Origin of the sequence: Acidovorax sp. LjRoot38 (genome assembly GCF_964252975.1) — a bacterium.
GTDB classification, from domain to species: domain Bacteria; phylum Pseudomonadota; class Gammaproteobacteria; order Burkholderiales; family Burkholderiaceae_C; genus Acidovorax; species Acidovorax facilis.
Genome location: NZ_CAXUPT020000001.1, coordinates 112,206 through 127,570, shown reverse-complemented (window position 1 = coordinate 127,570; position 15,365 = coordinate 112,206). Strand labels below are relative to the sequence as shown.

Here is a 15,365-nt window from a genome sequence, read left to right as displayed (position 1 = left end):
GATGAGCGCACCATGGATTGATGCCAAGGGCATCCACACCTTCTACGGCAGCAGCCACGTCCTGCACGGCATTGATTTCACCGTGGGCCAGGGCGAGACCATCGGCCTCATGGGCCGCAACGGCATGGGCAAGAGCACCCTGCTCAAGTCCCTGATGGGCCTGGTCAAGCCCCGCTCTGGCAGCGTGGCCGTAGCGGGCCGCGATATGACGGGCAAGCCACCCTACGAGGTGGCGCGCCTGGGAATCGCTTACGTGCCGGAAGGCCGTGGCATTTTTGGCAACCTGAGCGTGGTCGAGAACCTGCAGATGGCCGCGCGCGCCGGCACACGCGGCCAGCGCGACTGGACCTACGAGCGTGTGCTGGAGACCTTCCCGCGCCTGCAGGAGCGCCTCGGCCACGGCGGCCAGCAGCTCAGCGGGGGCGAGCAGCAGATGCTGACCATTGGCCGCGCGCTGATGACCAACCCGGATGTGCTCATCCTCGACGAGGCCACCGAAGGCCTGGCCCCGCTGATCGCCCGCGAGATCTGGCGCATCTGCAGCCTGATCAAGGACAGCGGCATCAGCAGCGTCATCGTGGACAAAAACTGGAAACACGTCACGCAGATCACAGACCGCAACATCATCCTGGTCAAGGGCCAGGTGGTGTTCGAGGGCAGCTCCGACGCATTGCACGCGCAGCCGCAACTGCTGGACCAGTACCTCGGGGTATAAGAATGCGGCCGATGGCGCCCCGCCGATAGAATCGTCCGCTTTCGTCTTCGAGGGGTTCGCCCGTGTCCGATCGCCTGGCAGTTCTGCCGCAATACCTCCTGCCCAAGCAGGCACTGACCACCCTGGCTGGCAAATTTGCGTCGGCCCAGTTGGGCGGACTGACCACCTCGGTGATCCGCCGCTTTGTGGCCCGCTACAACGTCAACATGGCCGAGGCTGCCAACCCCGACATCACCAGCTACGCATCGTTCAACGACTTCTTCACGCGTGCGTTGAAACCCGGGGCCCGCCCGCTGGCGGCGGCAGACCTGATCTGCCCCGTGGATGGCGCCATCAGCCAGTTTGGCCCCATTGCGAAGGACCAGATTTTCCAGGCCAAGGGGCACACCTACTCCACCACCGCCTTGGTGGGCTGCGATGCGGAAGCAGCAGCCCGTTTTGACAACGGCCACTTCGCCACGCTGTACCTCAGCCCGCGCGACTACCACCGCATCCACATGCCCTGCGCGGGCGAGCTGACGCGCATGGTGCATGTGCCGGGCGATCTGTTTTCGGTGAACCCGACCACGGCACGAGGTGTGCCCGGCCTGTTCGCGCGCAATGAACGCGTGGTGTGCTTTTTTGAGTCGGCCCAGGGGCCCTTTGTGCTGGTGCTGGTGGGCGCCACCATCGTGGGCAGCATGGCCACCGTGTGGCACGGGCAGGTCAACCCGCCACGCACGGGCACGCTGCGGCAGTGGGACTACGCCAAAGGTCAGGTCAGCCTGCAGCAGGGTGAAGAAATGGGCCGCTTCCTGCTCGGCTCCACGGTGGTGATGTTGTTTCCCCAGGGGCCATTGCAATTCAACCCGCAGTGGGCTCCGATGCGGGCGATTCAGCTGGGCGAGGCCATGGCACAGCGCGGGGCGGTCTGAGCGACCGCAGCCTTGCGACAGGCAAAGGGTGGTAAGCACCCTGCCCTGTGCACCAGCCCGTCAGATCCGGTCCGGGACGCGCGTCAGCTGAAACGCGGTGGGGGCCAGTTGCAGGGTGTCGGGGTGCACGGCAGTGTCGTTGCCCACCAGATAGATCATCAGCGCATTGCGGCGGATGACCACATGGCTGACCGTTTCGCGCTGCTGCTTCCACTGGACGGAAGCGCCAGGCTTGAAATGGGGCATGTAGTAATAGGCGGTTGGATCCATGGGGTGCGGCTCCTTCCGCTTGAGTGGGCCAACAGGGAGCCCTCTCAGCGGCCAGATGCGGACCGCTGACCCATGGTAGCACCGAACCCCCATCAACAGTGAGAGGGCTAGCTCACAAGCTTGAGCAAGCTCAAGCCTTTGATGCTGACGTGGCGAAGGCCAGCGCCGCAGTCAACATGCGCTGCAGATGGGGCTGGACACGCGCCGCAACCTCAGGCAGATAGTCAAATGGCAAGGCCTCCTGCATGTAGCTGCACTGTGTCATTTCCAGCTGGATGGCATGGATGCCCTGCTCCGGCTGGCCGTAGTGGCGTGTGATGTGCCCGCCTTTGAAACGGCCGTTGAGTACGGCGGTGTAGCCAGTGGCTTGTTGTGCAATCGACAGCAGTTCTTGCGCCAGGGCGGGGTTGCAGCTTTCGCCATTGGCCGTGCCCAGGTTCAGGTCGGGCAGCTTGCCCTCAAAAAAGCGCGGCAGCACTGAGCGGATCGAGTGGGCGTCCCACAGCACCGCCACGCCATGCCGGGCCCTGATGCGGTCCAGCTCGGCACGCAGTTGTGCATGGTATGGCACCCACACCGCATCGCGCCGCGCCGCCACCTCAGCATCATCCGGCACATCCCCTTGGGCGTAGATGGGCGTGTCATCAAAGGTATCGACCGGGCACAGGCCGGTGACGCTCTGGCCGGGATACAGGCTGGTGCCGTCAGGCGGGCGGTTCAGATCGACCACATACCGCGAATGCGTGGCCACAAGAACAGAGGCACCCAAGTCTTTGGCAAAGCCATACAGCCGCTCCATATGCCAGTCGGTGTCGGGCACCTGGCGGGCCTCGTCGGTAAAGCGCGCCGCCAGCGCCGGGGGCACGTAGGTGCCCGCGTGGGGCATGGACACCAGCAGCGGTGCGGTGCCCGGGTAGAGAACAAAAGGTGGTGGAGAGGTATCAGTCATCACAAATCCAAAGGTATGGGTTCAATCTGGCGCGATGGTGGCGGAACGCGCGGTCACAAACGCATGGGCAGCACCATCGTGCAGTGCGTGCCGGCCAGCAGCGATGCGCCGCTGGCCCGCCACCCACACACTGTCAATGGCGGAGGTGCGGTGGCTGCCAAACACATGGGCCGACAGCATGCTGTGCGCGGGCAGATCGCGCAGCGCCACATGCTGCGCATTGAGAGCCACCAGGTCGGCCTGCTGCCCCACTGCGATGCCGCCAATGGCGCGCCCTGCGGCCTGCGACCCGCCTGCAACGGCCTGCAAGGTCATGGCCGTCGCAACTTCGGGCTGCGCTGCATTGGCAAGCACATTGCGCTGGCGCAGCGACAGGCGCTGGCCGTATTCGAGCATCAGCAGTTCCTCGGCCGCGTTCACGCAGGCATGGCTGTCAGAGCCCACGCCCCAGCGGCCGCCGTGCTGCAGCCACAGCGGCATGTCGAAGATGCCGTCGCCCAGGTTGGCTTCCGTGGTGGGGCAGATGCCAGCCACGGCACCCGTGCGGGCAGCATCGGCGTATTCCTGCGGCGTCATGTGCGTGGCATGCACCAGGCACCAGCGCTCATCCACCGGCGCGTGCTCCAGCAGCCACTGCACAGGGCGCAGGCCGCTCCAGGCAATGCAGTCATCCACCTCCTGCGTTTGCTCAGCAATGTGGATGTGGATAGGGGCCTCGGGGTTAAGCGCCGTGAGGCCCTGCACAGCAGCGGCCAGGCTGTCGGGCGGCACCGCACGCAGCGAGTGCGGTGCAAGACCCAAAACGGCCCCTTGCGCCTGTGCAGCGGGCGTGAGCCGCTCCAATAATGAGAGCATGTTGTCCGTGCTGCGGATGAACCGGGCCTGGTCTGCACGCGGCGGCTTGGCGCCAAACCCGCTGGTCTGGTACAGCACCGGCAGCAGCGTGATGCCCATGCCCGCGTTGCGCGCTGCGCGCAGCAATGCCTCCGACAGCGTGGCATCGTCGGCATACGGTGTGCCATCCTGGTCGTGGTGCACGTAATGGAACTCGCACACCGACGTGTAGCCAGCCTCCAGCATCTCCACATACAGCCAGGTGGCGATGGCCTCCAGAGACTCGGGCGTGATGCGTGCGGCAAAGCGGTACATCAGGTTGCGCCAGCTCCAGAAGCTGTCCTGGCTTTCCCCCCTGTACTCGGTGAGGCCCGCAAACGCGCGCTGGAAGGCGTGCGAATGCAGATTGGGCATACCAGGCAGCACAGGCCCTGGGGCCACGGGAGTGCCCTGTGGCACAACGGCATCCGGTGCGACGGTGCAAAGGCGCCCAGCCTCATCCCATTGCAGCAGTACATTGCGCGCCCAGCCGGTGGGCAGCAGGGCGTTCGCGGCAAACAGCTCATTCATTGATCACGCTCCAGAAGGGTAGGCGCTGCGCCAGAAGGCTTCCAGTGCGTCGCAAAAAGCCTGCGGCGCCTCGTCAGGCCACATATGGGTGGCCTGATGCACCACCAGATGGCGCGCCTGCGGCATGGCACGCGCCGCAGCGCTGGCGACTTCGCCAAAGACGGGGCGTGTGTCACCGCCCTGGGCAATGCACACAGGCAGCGTGATGGCCGCCAGGTCGGTGGCAGACAGCGGCAGCGGCGGCGTCTGCGACATGATGCGCGGCAGCGTGTGCGCGTTGTCCAGTTGCACGGCGCGCCGCTCTGCAGGCTGGCGGTCAAAGTACCCCGGCGACTGGCCCGAGGCATCCATGAGGATGCGGGTAGCAGCGGCCAAATCACTCCGCAACACGGCCTCGGCCAACGGGCCGTACATGAGCTGTGCGTCGGCCTGAAAGCGTGCCAGCGCTTCCGGCTCCTGCAGATAGGTCGGAAAGCCTGGCTCGTACACGAACACGCTGCGCAGCCGCGTGGCGTGGTGCCGCGCCATGTACAAAGCGGCATGTGCTGAATACGACCAGGCCACCAGATGCACCGGGCCCTGGCCCCATGCGTCGATGGCCTGCACCAGGTCATCCAGATGCGTGGCCAACCCAAAGGGCGGGCCATCGTCGGGCCAAGCCTCCGTACCAAAGTAGCGCAGCGTGACGGCCAGTGTGTTCCAGCGCGCACCCAGATGGCTCTGGTGGGCCGACCACATCCGCGCATCGGCCAGCGCACCGTGCACCAGCAGCACGGGCGCCCCCTGCCCTTGCTGGCGCCCGGGCATGGGGCCCAAGCGCAGTTCCGATACAGCCATGCTCATGCCTCACTCCTTGCCCTTGCAATACGCCCTTGCCGCACGATGGTGCAGTCGGGCTTTTGGCCCAGCCAGTAGGCCAGCTCGGCCGCCTCGCCCACAGGCCACAGCACAAAATTGGCGGGCCTGCCAGAAGCGATGAGGCCGTGGGAATCTTGCAAGCCCAGCGCGCGCGCGGCATGGGTGGTGATACCGGCCAGCGCCTCGGGCACCGTCAGGCGGAACAGCGTGCAGGCCATGTTGGCCATGAGCAGCAGGCTGAGCGCGGGCGATGTGCCCGGGTTGTGGTCGGTGGACACCGCCATGGGCACACCGGCCTCGCGCAGCTGCGCAATCGGCGGCAGGTGCGTGTCGCGCAGCGTGTAGTAGGCGCCGGGCAGCAGCACAGCCACGGTGCCTGCGGCCTTCATGGCAGCGATGCCGTCGGCCGAAAGGTGCTCGATGTGGTCGCATGACAGCGCGCCGTAGCGTGCTGCCAGCGCCGAGCCGCCCATGTCCGACAGCTGCTCGGCATGCAGCTTGACGGGAATGCCCAGCTTTAGCGCAGCCTGGAAGACCTGTTCGGTTTCGGCCAGCGTGAAGGCGATGCGTTCGCAGAACACATCCACCGCATCCACCAGGCCCTCGGTGGCCAACGCGGGCAGCATCTCATTGCAGACCAGATCGACATAGGCTTGGCTGCGGCCTGCGTACTCGGGCGGCAGGGCGTGCGCGCCCAAAAAGGTGGTGCGCACCGTCACGCCAAACGCTTCGCCCAGACGGCGGGCCACGCGCAATTGCTTGCGTTCGTGCTCCAAGGCCAGGCCGTAGCCGGACTTGATCTCGATGGCGCATACGCCTTCGGCCAGCAGGGCCTGCAGGCGCGGCGCGGCCTGGTCAAAGAGTTCGTCTTCGGTGGCAGCGCGCGTGGCCTTCACCGACGAGACGATGCCCCCACCCGCCTTGGCCACTTCTTCATAGGTGGCACCGGCCAGGCGCATGGCGAATTCGTTGGCACGCTGACCACCATAGACCAGGTGCGTGTGGCAGTCCACCAGCCCGGGGGTGGCGAGTGCGCCCCGCGCATCATGGCGCGGCAATGCCTGGTAGGCGGCAGGCAACTGCGCCTCGGGCCCCACCCAGGCCATCTGGCCTTGCTGCACCACCACGCAGGCGGGCTGGCCCTCGAGCACGGGCACATCGGCCACCCACAGGCCGGGCGCGGGTTTCAGGTTCTGCCACACGCCATCGGCGTTCTGGCTGGCGGCCCATCCATTGGGGTGACTGGGGTTGTCGTTGTGTTGCATCTGCCTGCCCACCCGTGGGCTCCGTGTTGAATGCTATATAAATAATAGCTACCAGCGCTTATCCATCAAGCGGTGGCGGCCATTTTTATTCAAACTTTAGGGGCTACACCGCGCTGCAAGGCGATCCAGACCAGTGCGGACGCATCGGCGTCGGCCCCCGCATGCAGCGGCTCCAGTTGGCCCGGCGTCGCCCCCCCCTCGCCCGCCCACCAAAAGCCCTGCCCTGCCGCCAACGCACGTGGCCCGGCGCCCTGCGCCACCCATTGCCAATCGCCCTGCAGCACCAGGCACAGGCCTGCGGGCGTGTCGCCGGGCGACTGCGCATCGCTCACCACCCGCAGCGGGCCCTTCCACAGGCCCCGCCGTTGCATGAGGTTGAAGTCCTTGGAGGTGCCGCCCAGCATGGCGCCATCCACCGCGTCATCGCCCGAGAACGCAAACGGTTGCCAGCGCTGCTCCAGCCGGTGCTCCCAGCCAGGGCTGCGCAGGTGCAGGCCGTCACCGCCCAGCAGCATGATCTGGCGATCAATGGCTGGGAAGACCGAGAACGGCCCGGGCCGGTCCACCGTGGCCAGGCTCACGCGCCACTCGAAGCTGTTCATGTCCGCGCCGGGGGGCCAGCAAGCCAGCTCCTGCGTGCTGCCACCGCCATTTTTCCAAGGCATGCTGGGAGTGGTGGCCAGGTCAAAGAAATGCAATGCCATCGTTGTCGTCGTATTCATCAGGATGCTGCGGTTGTCTGCTCCGTGTCTGCGACCAGCAGCGGGAACAGCGGGTGGTCCATCTCCGCGCCCGCGGGCAGCTCCTCGGCGAGGCCCGGAAACTCGGGCGAGGTTTTCCAGGGCCGCGGCGCGTGGCGCGTGTCGTCGCCCAAAAACCTCACCGAGAACACGCGGCGCCGGTTGCTCCCTTCCACCCCACCCGCCGCATGCAGCGTGAGCATATGAAAGCACACCACATCGCCGGGCTCGATTTCCCAGCCGACGATGGGAAAAGCATCGCGGTTGGCCTCCACATTGGGAAGGTCCTGAAGGCTTCCTTCGGGGAACCATTTCGCCTGGTTGTCCATAAAGGTGCGCGGCATGAGCCACGGCCCTTTGTGCGAGCCAGCCACGAATTCGAGCGTGGCGGCGCGGGAAACCGGATCGACCGGAATCCACATGCTGATGTTCTGATTGCCGTCGATGTTGTAGTACGGCTGGTCCTGGTGCCACGGCGTACGCTGGCGCGTGCCAGGTTCCTTCACCAGCAGGTGATCGTGGTACAGGCGCACCGTGCGCGACTGCATCAGACGCTGCGCGGCGAGCGCCAGCGGAGTTTCGCGGACAAAGCGGCCGAACTGCGGAATGTCCTGCCAGTTGCAGAAGTCCTCGAAGAAACGGCCTGGGTCATCGGGACGACTGGCCACCTTGGCCCGAGGGCTGGGTGCGGCCAGGTTGGCATCGATGCCATCGCGCAGCAGTGCCACCTCATCGCGCGTGAGCAACTGCTTGATGCAGATGGCGCCGTCGCGGTCAAAACGCGCAATGTCGTCTGCGGTCAGGCGCTCCTGCAAGCGCTGCTGAAAGCGTGCTGGCAAGGGTGTGTCCAAAGCAGATGAAGGCTGGGGCATCGGGGTTGTCTCCTTGATTGTTATTGACCATGGTGCACCACGCCGCTCCCAGCCTCAGGCGCGCGTGAGCACGGCTTGCAGGAAAGAGCGCGTGCGCTCCTGCGTCGGGTTGGTGAAGATGGTGGCAGGTTCACCGGCCTCGATGATGCCGCCGCCGTCCATCACCACCACCACGTCGCCCACCTCGCGTGCAAAGTCCATTTCGTGCGTGACCACCATCATGGTCATGCCCTCGCTGGCCAGCAGCTTCATCACCTGCAGCACCTCGCCCACCAGCTCCGGGTCCAGCGCCGAGGTCGGCTCATCGAACAGCATCACGCGCGGCTCCATGGCCAGCGCGCGGGCAATGGCCACACGCTGCTTTTGTCCACCGGACAGGCTGGCGGGCATGGCCGAAGCCTTGTACGCCAAGCCCACCTTGGCCAGCAAGGCCTGGGCACGCTCCTCGGCCTCCTTGCGCGACAGGCCGTGCAGCTTGCGTGGGCCCAGCGTCACGTTGTCAAGCACCGACAGATGCGGGAACAGGTTGAACGACTGGAACACCATGCCCACCTCCTCGCGCAGCGCGTTGAGGTCATGGTCGGGCAACATGCGGCCGTCTTGCACCAGTGTGCGGCCACAAATCTCGACCGTGCCGCCTTCGGGCTGCTCCAGGCCGTTGCAGCAGCGCAAAAAAGTGCTCTTGCCCGAGCCGCTGGGCCCGATGACCACCACCACCTGCGACGGCAGCACATCAAAGTCGATGCCATTCAGCACCACGTGGCTGCCAAACGACTTGCGCAGTCCGCGAATGCGCACGATGGGCTCGGCGGACGGGCTTGCTCCGGTCATCACAGAATTTTTCTTCATTGCACCATCCCCCCGGCACGCAGGCGCAGCTCCATGCGGCGCAGCACCAACGAAGTGACACCCGTGAGGATGAAATACACCACCGCAATTGCCAGGTACACCTCCAGCGAGCGGTACGACACGCTGATGATCTTCTGCCCTTCGTGCATCAGGTCGTGGATGGTGAGAAGCGACACCAGCGCCGAGTTCTTGATCAGCGCGATGAACTCATTGCCCAGCGGCGGAATCATGCGCACCACGGCCTGTGGCAGCACCACGGTGCGCATGGCCAAGCCCGAAGCCATGCCGATGGAGCGCGCCGCCTCCATCTGCCCCTTGTCAATGGACTGGATGGCGCCGCGCACCACCTCGGACACATAGGCGCCCGAGTAGATGCCCAGGCCGATCACGCCGCACACAAAAGCGGGCAGCAGGATGCCGAACTGCGGCAGGCCAAAGAACAGGATGAACAGCTGCACCAGCAGCGGCGTGCCACGGATCGCGGCCACGTAGGCGGTGCACAGGGCGTAGATCACGCGGCGCTTGGGGTTCAGGCGGCCAATGCCCACCAGCAGGCCCATGGCGCAGCCCAGCAGCAGCGAGGCGGCCGTGATTTCCACAGTGACCAGCGCACCCGCCAGCAACTGGGGCAACCCGGCCCAGACAGGAGAAAAATCGAGTTCCATGGCTCAGTTCGGCAATGTGTGGCTGCGGTTTACTTGGCAGCGCTGTTGCTGAACCACTTCTTGACGATGGCCGCATAGGTGCCGTCGGCCTTGAGCTTGGTGATGGCACCGTTGACGGCCTTCGTCAGCTCCGGCGTGTCCTTGCGCAGGGCCATGCCGTATTCCTCGGTGGTGAGCTGCTCGTCGAGCACGCGCAGACCCGGGCGGGTGCGCACATACTGGAACGCGGCGGGCTTGCCGGTCACGGCGGCGTCGGCGCGGCCGATGTCCACCAGGTTGAACATCTCCTGGTTCTTCTCGACCTCAACGCGCTGCACCTTGGGGAATTTTTCGGTCAGGTACGACACCGACTTGGTGCCCACCTGCACGCTGACCTTCTTGCCGTCCAGGTCGGCCAGCTTGTTGATGGCCTTGTTGTCGGCCTTCACCATCACCACCAGGCCGCCGGCGTAGTAGGAGTCGGTGAAGTCCACCACCTTCTTGCGCTCGTCGGTGATGTAGATGGCCGACACCGGCATGTCAAAACGCTTGGAAATCAGGCCGGGAATCAGGCCCTTGAAGTCGATGTCCACCCACTCGACCTGCTTGCCCATGGTCTTGGCAATGGCCTCCACCAGCTCGACATCAAAGCCTGTGCGTTTGCCGTTCTCGACAAACTCCATGGGCGGGAACGTGGCATCGGTGCCCACACGCAGGACGTTGTCCTGGGCCTGTGCACCCGTGGTGCAGAAGGCTGCGGCGGCCAGGCTGGCCAGAAGAAGGTTGCGGCGAAGGTTCATGGGGAAAGCTCCTTGGGAAGGGGTGAGGGAAATCAGGGAAAAGTGAGCTGGCGGGAGATGCGCGCTGCGGCGACGACGGCCATGCCGGTGAGCGCGGCCTCCTGCCCTTGGGCTCGCAAGATAGGGGCCATCAGGGTGATGGCCCCTGCAGCCTGCCGGGGAGATCCGAACACGGGCACGCTGACACCCCAGACACCGGCATCCACTTCGCCAGAGCTGACGGCGTAACCCGCCTTGGCAATGCCCTCCAGCTCGGACAGCGCCGCCTGGCGCTCAGCAGTGTCTGCGCCGTAGTGCAGGTCCAGAATGGCATTGCGCGTAGCCGGTGCCACATGGGCAAGCAGACACTTGGCGGAGGCACCCGCGCGCAGCGGCACGCTGCGCCCTTTTTCAAACGAGCAGCGCAGGGCCTGCGTGCTGTCCACCATGTCCAGGCAGACCACGCTGTCGTTCACCGCCACCACCAGCCCCACGCTCTCGTGGGACTGCCGGGCCAGGGCCTGCATGTCCGGCCGCGCGTGGTGCACCAGGTGCGACGCCATGTCAAAGCCTAGGGCCAGTTGCAGGCTCAGCGGCCCGGGCGCGTAGTGCCCGCTGCTCTCCAGCACAAAGCCCCACTGCTTGAGCCGCGCCAACTGGCGGTACAGCGTGCTGCGCGCCAGGCCCGTGGCCTCCATCAACTCGGCCGCCGACATGGGCTGCCCATGTTGCGCCAGCACCGCCAGCACGTGCAGAACACGGTCGGCGGCGGCAACGGAGGTTGGTCCACGGGTGGGCATGGACTCAGTATCAAAGGATTGCAGCGGCATTCAAACCCAACATTCCCAACGACTGGGAATGCAGTTCCCTTTTTTCACATTCCTGTCATTCCCTCCCTCGCCCCTTCACTTCACCATGGGCAGCTTCAGGCCCTGCTTCTTGGCCGTCTCCACCGCCAGTTCGTAGCCAGCATCGGCATGGCGCATCACGCCGCTGCCGCAGTCGTTGACCAGCACGCGCGCCAGGCGCTCGGCCGCGTCATCGGTTCCGTCGGCCACGATGACCATGCCCGAGTGCTGCGAGTAGCCCATACCCACGCCGCCGCCGTGGTGCAGGCTGACCCAGGTGGCGCCGCCTGCGGTGTTGAGCAGCGCGTTGAGCAGCGGCCAGTCGCTCACGGCGTCGGTGCCGTCCTTCATGCCTTCGGTCTCGCGGTTGGGGCTGGCCACGCTGCCGGTGTCCAGGTGGTCGCGGCCGATCACGATGGGTGCCTTGAGTTCGCCGTTCTTCACCATCTCGTTGAAGGCCAGGCCCGCAATGTGGCGCTCGCCCAGGCCCAGCCAGCAGATGCGTGCGGGCAGGCCCTGGAAGGCGATGCGCTCGCCCGCCATGTCGAGCCAGCGGTGCACATGCTTGTTCTCGGGGAACAGCTCCTTGATCTTGGCGTCGGTTTTGCGGATGTCTTCCGGGTCGCCGGAGAGCGCCACCCAGCGGAACGGGCCCTTGCCTTCGCAGAACAGCGGGCGGATGTACGCGGGCACAAAGCCGGGGAAGTCGAATGCGTCCTTCACGCCTTCGTCAAACGCCACCTGGCGGATGTTGTTGCCGTAGTCCACCACCGGGGTGCCCATGTGCTGGAAGTCGAGCATGGCCTGCACGTGCACGGCGCAGGACTTGGCAGCGGCCTTCTTCAGCACCTCGTGCTGCGTCACGTCCTGCTGCGCGGCACGCCACTGGGCCACCGTCCAACCTTCGGGCAGGTAGCCGTTGACGAGGTCGTGGGCCGACGTTTGATCGGTCACCAGGTCGGGCTTCAAGCCACCGGCCTTGGCGCGGCGCACCAGCTCGGGCAAAATTTCTGCGGCATTGCCCAGCAGCGCAATCGACACCGCCTCTTTGGCTGCGGTGTGCTGCTGGATCAGCTCAAACGCATGGTCGATGTCGCGCGCCTGCTTGTCCACGTAGCGCGTGCGCAAACGGAAGTCGATGCTGCTTTGCTGGCATTCAATGTTGAGCGACACCGCTCCCGCAAACGTGGCCGCGAGCGGCTGTGCACCGCCCATGCCGCCCAGGCCTGCGGTCAGGATCCACTTGCCTTCGAGTGACCCGCCATAGTGCTTGCGGCCCGCCTCGGCAAAGGTTTCGTACGTGCCCTGGACGATGCCCTGTGTGCCGATGTAGATCCAGCTGCCCGCCGTCATCTGGCCGTACATGAACAGGCCCTTCTGGTCCAGCTCGCTGAAGTGCTCCCAGTTGGCCCACTTGGGCACCAGGTTGGAGTTGGCCAGCAACACGCGCGGTGCGTTGGCGTGGGTCTTGAACACGCCCACGGGCTTGCCGGACTGGATGAGCAGGGTCTCGTCGTCGTTCAGGTCCTTGAGCGAGGCAAGGATCTGGTCATAACACTCCCAGTTGCGTGCGGCGCGGCCGATGCCGCCGTACACCACCAGGTCTTGCGGGCGCTCGGCCACTTCGGCGTCCAGGTTATTCTGGATCATGCGATAGGCCGCTTCGGTGAGCCAGCTCTTGCAGGTGAGCTGGCTGCCACGCGGCGCGCGGATCACGCGGCTGGCGTCGTGGCGGGGGTCGGTGTTGGAGGCGGCGGCGATGATGGCGTCGTTGGCATTCATGGTGGGCTCCTGTGAATCAGTGGGTGTGCGTAAAAAAATCAGGCGAAGCTGGGCAGGCATTGCGTGAGCGCGGCAGGCCATGTGGACTGCTGGGCCCATGCGCGCATGGCTTCGATGTCGGTGGCAAGGTAGCGGTCTTGCTCCAGGTAGGCCACGCGCTCGCGGATGGCGGCGAACTGTGCTTCGACGAGCGGAGAGGATTTCAAGCTGCGGTCGAACTCCATGCCCTGCGCAGCGGCCATGGCCTCGATGCCCACCATCACGGCCGCGTTGCGCACCATGTCGCCCAGTCGGCGTGCGCCGTAGGTGGCCATGGAGACATGGTCCTCCTGGTTGGCCGATGTGGGCAGGCTGGTCACGCTGCTGGGGTTGGCCAGGCACTGGTTCTCGGCTGCCAGCGCGGCAGCGGTGACCTGGGCGATCATGAAGCCCGAATTCACGCCGCTGTCGCGGATCAGGAACGCGGGCAGGCCCGAGAGGCCCGGGTCCAGCAGCAGCGACAGGCGGCGCTCGGAGATGGCGCCGATCTCGGCCACGGCGAGCGCAATGATGTCGGCCACAAAGGCGACCGGCTCGGCGTGGAAGTTGCCGCCGGAGATCACGTCGCCGTTGTCGAACACCAGGGGGTTGTCCGACGCGGCGTTCGCCTCGATGGTGAGCACGCGCGCGGCGTGGTGCAGGTTGTCCAGGCACGCGCCCATCACCTGCGGCACGCAGCGAATGGAGTAAGGGTCTTGCACGCGGCCGCAGTTGGGGTGCGATGGGTCGATGGCGCTGCCGTCGAGCAAGGCGCGCACAGCGGCCGCCACGGCAATCTGCCCGGCCTGGCCGCGCGCTTCGTGGATGCGCGCATCAAAGGGCTTGACCGAGCCCTTGATGGCTTCGAGTGACAGGCAGCCCGCGACCAGCGCTGCAGCGAACACGCTCTCCGCGCCAAACAGCCCGGCCAGCGCGAGTGAGGTGGACACCTGCGTGCCGTTGAGCAGCGCCAGCCCTTCCTTGGGACCCAGCACAAACGGCTGCAAACCGATGGAGCGCATGGCCTCGGCACCGGGCACCACCTTGCCATCCACCTTGGCCTGCCCTTCCCCGATTAGCACACAGGCCAGGTGGGCGAGCGGCGCCAGGTCACCCGATGCGCCGACGGAACCCTTGGCCGGAATAACAGGAAGCACATTGGCGTTGGCCATGGCCAGCAGCGCATCCACGATCTCGGGCCGGATGCCCGAATGGCCACGCGCCAGGCTGATGGCCTTGGTCGCAAGGATGAGGCGCACCACATCGTCCGCAAGCGCATCGCCCGTGCCCACGCTGTGCGACAGCACCAGGTTGCGCTGCAGCTCGGCCAGGCGCTCGTGCGCAATCTTGGTGCTGGCGAGCTTGCCAAAGCCGGTGTTGATGCCATAGACCACCTGGTCTTCATCAACGATACGCTGCACCGTGACCAGCGACGCCTGCATGAGGGCCCGCGCGGACGGGTCCAGCGACAATTGCACGGGCGCGGCATAGATGCTGCGCAGCACGGCCAACGACACATGGCCGGGGAGCAGGGTCAGGGAGGAAGTGGTGGCTTTTGTCATGGCGTTGATCCTGTATATACAAGTAGGTACAAGCGAAAAAATCTGGGGCTTTTGACCAACAGCCGTCAACCGGCGACGGGGTTGCCGTCGGCTCGGAAACGGCTGCCCAAACGGTAGCGGGTAGCGGGGTGCAGGCAGCGCACCACGGTGATGGGTACGCCGCGCGACCAGGTGCGGCGGGTGAGCAGCAGGCAGGGCTCCTGCGGCGACATCTCCAGCAGCGTGGCCTGCTCCGCGGTGGGCATGACGGCATCGACCACATGCTCGATCTGGTCGAAGGGCACGTTGCGCACCAGGTACTCGGAGGGTTGCAGCAGCGTGAAGTCCTGCGCGGCGAACTGAGGCACCTGGCGCGGGTTCACGTGACGGTCTTCGAGCTGCACAGGCAGGCCGTCTTCGCGGTGGATGCACAGCGAGTGGAACACCGACTCGCCGGTGCGCAGGTCCAGCGCGGCGGCCACTTCGAGCGTTGCCGAGATGCGCTCTACCGCCAGCACGTCGCAGCGGTAGTCGTGCCCGCGCTGGCGGATCTCGCTCGCGAGGTTGGCGATCTGCAGCAGCGTGGACTGCGGCTTGTCTTCGGCCACAAAGCTGCCCACGCCCGCCACGCGCACGATGCGGCCCTGCTCCACCAGCTCACGCAGCGCGCGGTTCACCGTCATGCGCGAGATGCCGAACTGGGTGACCAGCTCGTTCTCGGAAGGCAAGCGGTCGCCCGCGCGCCAGATGCCTTCCTGGATCTTACGCGAGATGTGGTCCTTGACCTGCTCGTACAGCGCCATGGCCTGCGCGGGTGCAGCCACGGCGACCACCGCCTTGGCGGGCGTGGCGCTGCGCGGTGCTGTGGCTGCAGTGCGGCGGGAAGGACGGGCGCTCATGTGTGGATGCGGGGCTGG

Annotated in this window: 16 protein-coding genes; 2 read left to right on the top strand and 14 right to left on the bottom strand. The window is 65.8% G+C overall.

Features of this window, described 5'->3' with window-relative positions:
- The first annotated feature begins 1 nt into the window (after position 1).
- Positions 2-715 carry an ABC transporter ATP-binding protein gene (locus ACSQ22_RS00620; RefSeq protein ID WP_436129097.1) on the top strand — a complete coding sequence of 238 codons (714 nt, stop codon included), beginning with the start codon at positions 2-4 and terminating at the stop codon, positions 713-715.
- Between the two features lie 62 nt (positions 716-777).
- Positions 778-1,629: an archaetidylserine decarboxylase gene (gene asd / locus ACSQ22_RS00615; protein WP_436129096.1), complete on the top strand. Its 852-nt coding sequence runs from the start codon at positions 778-780 to the stop codon at positions 1,627-1,629.
- 60 nt (positions 1,630-1,689) lie between these two features.
- Here asd and ACSQ22_RS00610 read toward each other — a convergent pair whose 3' ends face one another.
- The 14 genes from ACSQ22_RS00610 to hutC form a co-directional block, all read right to left on the bottom strand.
- A complete protein-coding gene (locus ACSQ22_RS00610; RefSeq protein WP_055394068.1) occupies positions 1,690-1,899 on the bottom strand; it encodes a hypothetical protein in 210 nt (69 codons plus the stop codon).
- Positions 1,900-2,029: 130 nt separating this feature from the next.
- Entirely contained in the window at positions 2,030-2,848 is an 819-nt protein-coding gene (gene hutG, locus ACSQ22_RS00605; protein ID WP_436129095.1) for an N-formylglutamate deformylase, read from the bottom strand.
- Between the two features lie 21 nt (positions 2,849-2,869).
- Positions 2,870-4,252, bottom strand: a complete 1,383-nt coding sequence (locus ACSQ22_RS00600) for a formimidoylglutamate deiminase (protein ID WP_436129094.1) — start codon at positions 4,250-4,252, stop codon at positions 2,870-2,872.
- A gap of 3 nt (positions 4,253-4,255) precedes the next feature.
- On the bottom strand, positions 4,256-5,095 hold the full coding sequence (locus ACSQ22_RS00595) for an alpha/beta fold hydrolase (protein ID WP_436129093.1): 840 nt from the start codon (positions 5,093-5,095) through the stop codon (positions 4,256-4,258).
- Positions 5,092-6,375: an imidazolonepropionase gene (hutI, locus tag ACSQ22_RS00590; RefSeq protein ID WP_436129092.1), complete on the bottom strand. Its 1,284-nt coding sequence runs from the start codon at positions 6,373-6,375 to the stop codon at positions 5,092-5,094. The genes ACSQ22_RS00595 and hutI overlap by 4 nt, the downstream gene beginning before the upstream one ends.
- Before the next feature lie 89 nt (positions 6,376-6,464).
- Positions 6,465-7,097: a HutD/Ves family protein gene (locus ACSQ22_RS00585; protein WP_436129091.1), complete on the bottom strand. Its 633-nt coding sequence runs from the start codon at positions 7,095-7,097 to the stop codon at positions 6,465-6,467.
- Positions 7,097-7,987, bottom strand: a complete 891-nt coding sequence (locus ACSQ22_RS00580) for a phytanoyl-CoA dioxygenase family protein (protein WP_436129090.1) — start codon at positions 7,985-7,987, stop codon at positions 7,097-7,099. Before ACSQ22_RS00580 ends, ACSQ22_RS00585 begins: the two co-directional genes overlap by 1 nt.
- Before the next feature lie 54 nt (positions 7,988-8,041).
- On the bottom strand, positions 8,042-8,836 hold the full coding sequence (locus tag ACSQ22_RS00575) for an amino acid ABC transporter ATP-binding protein (RefSeq protein ID WP_436129089.1): 795 nt from the start codon (positions 8,834-8,836) through the stop codon (positions 8,042-8,044).
- Positions 8,833-9,501 (bottom strand): amino acid ABC transporter permease, encoded by a 669-nt coding sequence (locus tag ACSQ22_RS00570; protein WP_436129088.1) that lies wholly within the window; start codon positions 9,499-9,501, stop codon positions 8,833-8,835. The genes ACSQ22_RS00575 and ACSQ22_RS00570 overlap by 4 nt, the downstream gene beginning before the upstream one ends.
- A gap of 29 nt (positions 9,502-9,530) precedes the next feature.
- Positions 9,531-10,280 carry a transporter substrate-binding domain-containing protein gene (locus ACSQ22_RS00565; protein ID WP_436129087.1) on the bottom strand — a complete coding sequence of 250 codons (750 nt, stop codon included), beginning with the start codon at positions 10,278-10,280 and terminating at the stop codon, positions 9,531-9,533.
- 32 nt (positions 10,281-10,312) lie between these two features.
- Positions 10,313-11,059, bottom strand: coding sequence for an IclR family transcriptional regulator (locus ACSQ22_RS00560; protein ID WP_436129086.1), 747 nt, complete (start codon positions 11,057-11,059; stop codon positions 10,313-10,315).
- 105 nt (positions 11,060-11,164) lie between these two features.
- On the bottom strand, positions 11,165-12,889 hold the full coding sequence (gene hutU, locus ACSQ22_RS00555; RefSeq protein ID WP_228898280.1) for a urocanate hydratase: 1,725 nt from the start codon (positions 12,887-12,889) through the stop codon (positions 11,165-11,167).
- A 38-nt stretch (positions 12,890-12,927) separates the two neighbouring features.
- Positions 12,928-14,469 (bottom strand): histidine ammonia-lyase, encoded by a 1,542-nt coding sequence (hutH, locus tag ACSQ22_RS00550; RefSeq protein ID WP_436129085.1) that lies wholly within the window; start codon positions 14,467-14,469, stop codon positions 12,928-12,930.
- A 65-nt stretch (positions 14,470-14,534) separates the two neighbouring features.
- The gene (gene hutC / locus ACSQ22_RS00545; protein ID WP_436129084.1) at positions 14,535-15,347 is read right to left on the bottom strand and encodes a histidine utilization repressor; all 813 of its coding nucleotides are present in this window, start codon (positions 15,345-15,347) and stop codon (positions 14,535-14,537) included.
- Between the last annotated feature and the right edge of the window lie 18 nt (positions 15,348-15,365).

What these genes read in the sequence shown, in the direction of transcription:
- hutI (WP_436129092.1), bottom strand. Translation starts at nt 6,375, where the DNA reads ATGCAACACAACGACAACCCCAGTCACCCCAATGGATGGGCCGCCAGC.
- hutC (WP_436129084.1), bottom strand. Translation starts at nt 15,347, where the DNA reads ATGAGCGCCCGTCCTTCCCGCCGCACTGCAGCCACAGCACCGCGCAGC.
- hutG (WP_436129095.1), bottom strand. Translation starts at nt 2,848, where the DNA reads ATGACTGATACCTCTCCACCACCTTTTGTTCTCTACCCGGGCACCGCA.
- ACSQ22_RS00580 (WP_436129090.1), bottom strand. Translation starts at nt 7,987, where the DNA reads ATGCCCCAGCCTTCATCTGCTTTGGACACACCCTTGCCAGCACGCTTT.
- ACSQ22_RS00575 (WP_436129089.1), bottom strand. Translation starts at nt 8,836, where the DNA reads ATGAAGAAAAATTCTGTGATGACCGGAGCAAGCCCGTCCGCCGAGCCC.
- ACSQ22_RS00610 (WP_055394068.1), bottom strand. Translation starts at nt 1,899, where the DNA reads ATGGATCCAACCGCCTATTACTACATGCCCCATTTCAAGCCTGGCGCT.
- hutU (WP_228898280.1), bottom strand. Translation starts at nt 12,889, where the DNA reads ATGAATGCCAACGACGCCATCATCGCCGCCGCCTCCAACACCGACCCC.
- hutH (WP_436129085.1), bottom strand. Translation starts at nt 14,469, where the DNA reads ATGACAAAAGCCACCACTTCCTCCCTGACCCTGCTCCCCGGCCATGTG.
- ACSQ22_RS00565 (WP_436129087.1), bottom strand. Translation starts at nt 10,280, where the DNA reads ATGAACCTTCGCCGCAACCTTCTTCTGGCCAGCCTGGCCGCCGCAGCC.
- ACSQ22_RS00570 (WP_436129088.1), bottom strand. Translation starts at nt 9,501, where the DNA reads ATGGAACTCGATTTTTCTCCTGTCTGGGCCGGGTTGCCCCAGTTGCTG.
- ACSQ22_RS00560 (WP_436129086.1), bottom strand. Translation starts at nt 11,059, where the DNA reads ATGCCCACCCGTGGACCAACCTCCGTTGCCGCCGCCGACCGTGTTCTG.
- ACSQ22_RS00600 (WP_436129094.1), bottom strand. Translation starts at nt 4,252, where the DNA reads ATGAATGAGCTGTTTGCCGCGAACGCCCTGCTGCCCACCGGCTGGGCG.
- ACSQ22_RS00595 (WP_436129093.1), bottom strand. Translation starts at nt 5,095, where the DNA reads ATGAGCATGGCTGTATCGGAACTGCGCTTGGGCCCCATGCCCGGGCGC.
- ACSQ22_RS00585 (WP_436129091.1), bottom strand. Translation starts at nt 7,097, where the DNA reads ATGAATACGACGACAACGATGGCATTGCATTTCTTTGACCTGGCCACC.
- ACSQ22_RS00620 (WP_436129097.1), top strand. Translation starts at nt 2, where the DNA reads ATGAGCGCACCATGGATTGATGCCAAGGGCATCCACACCTTCTACGGC.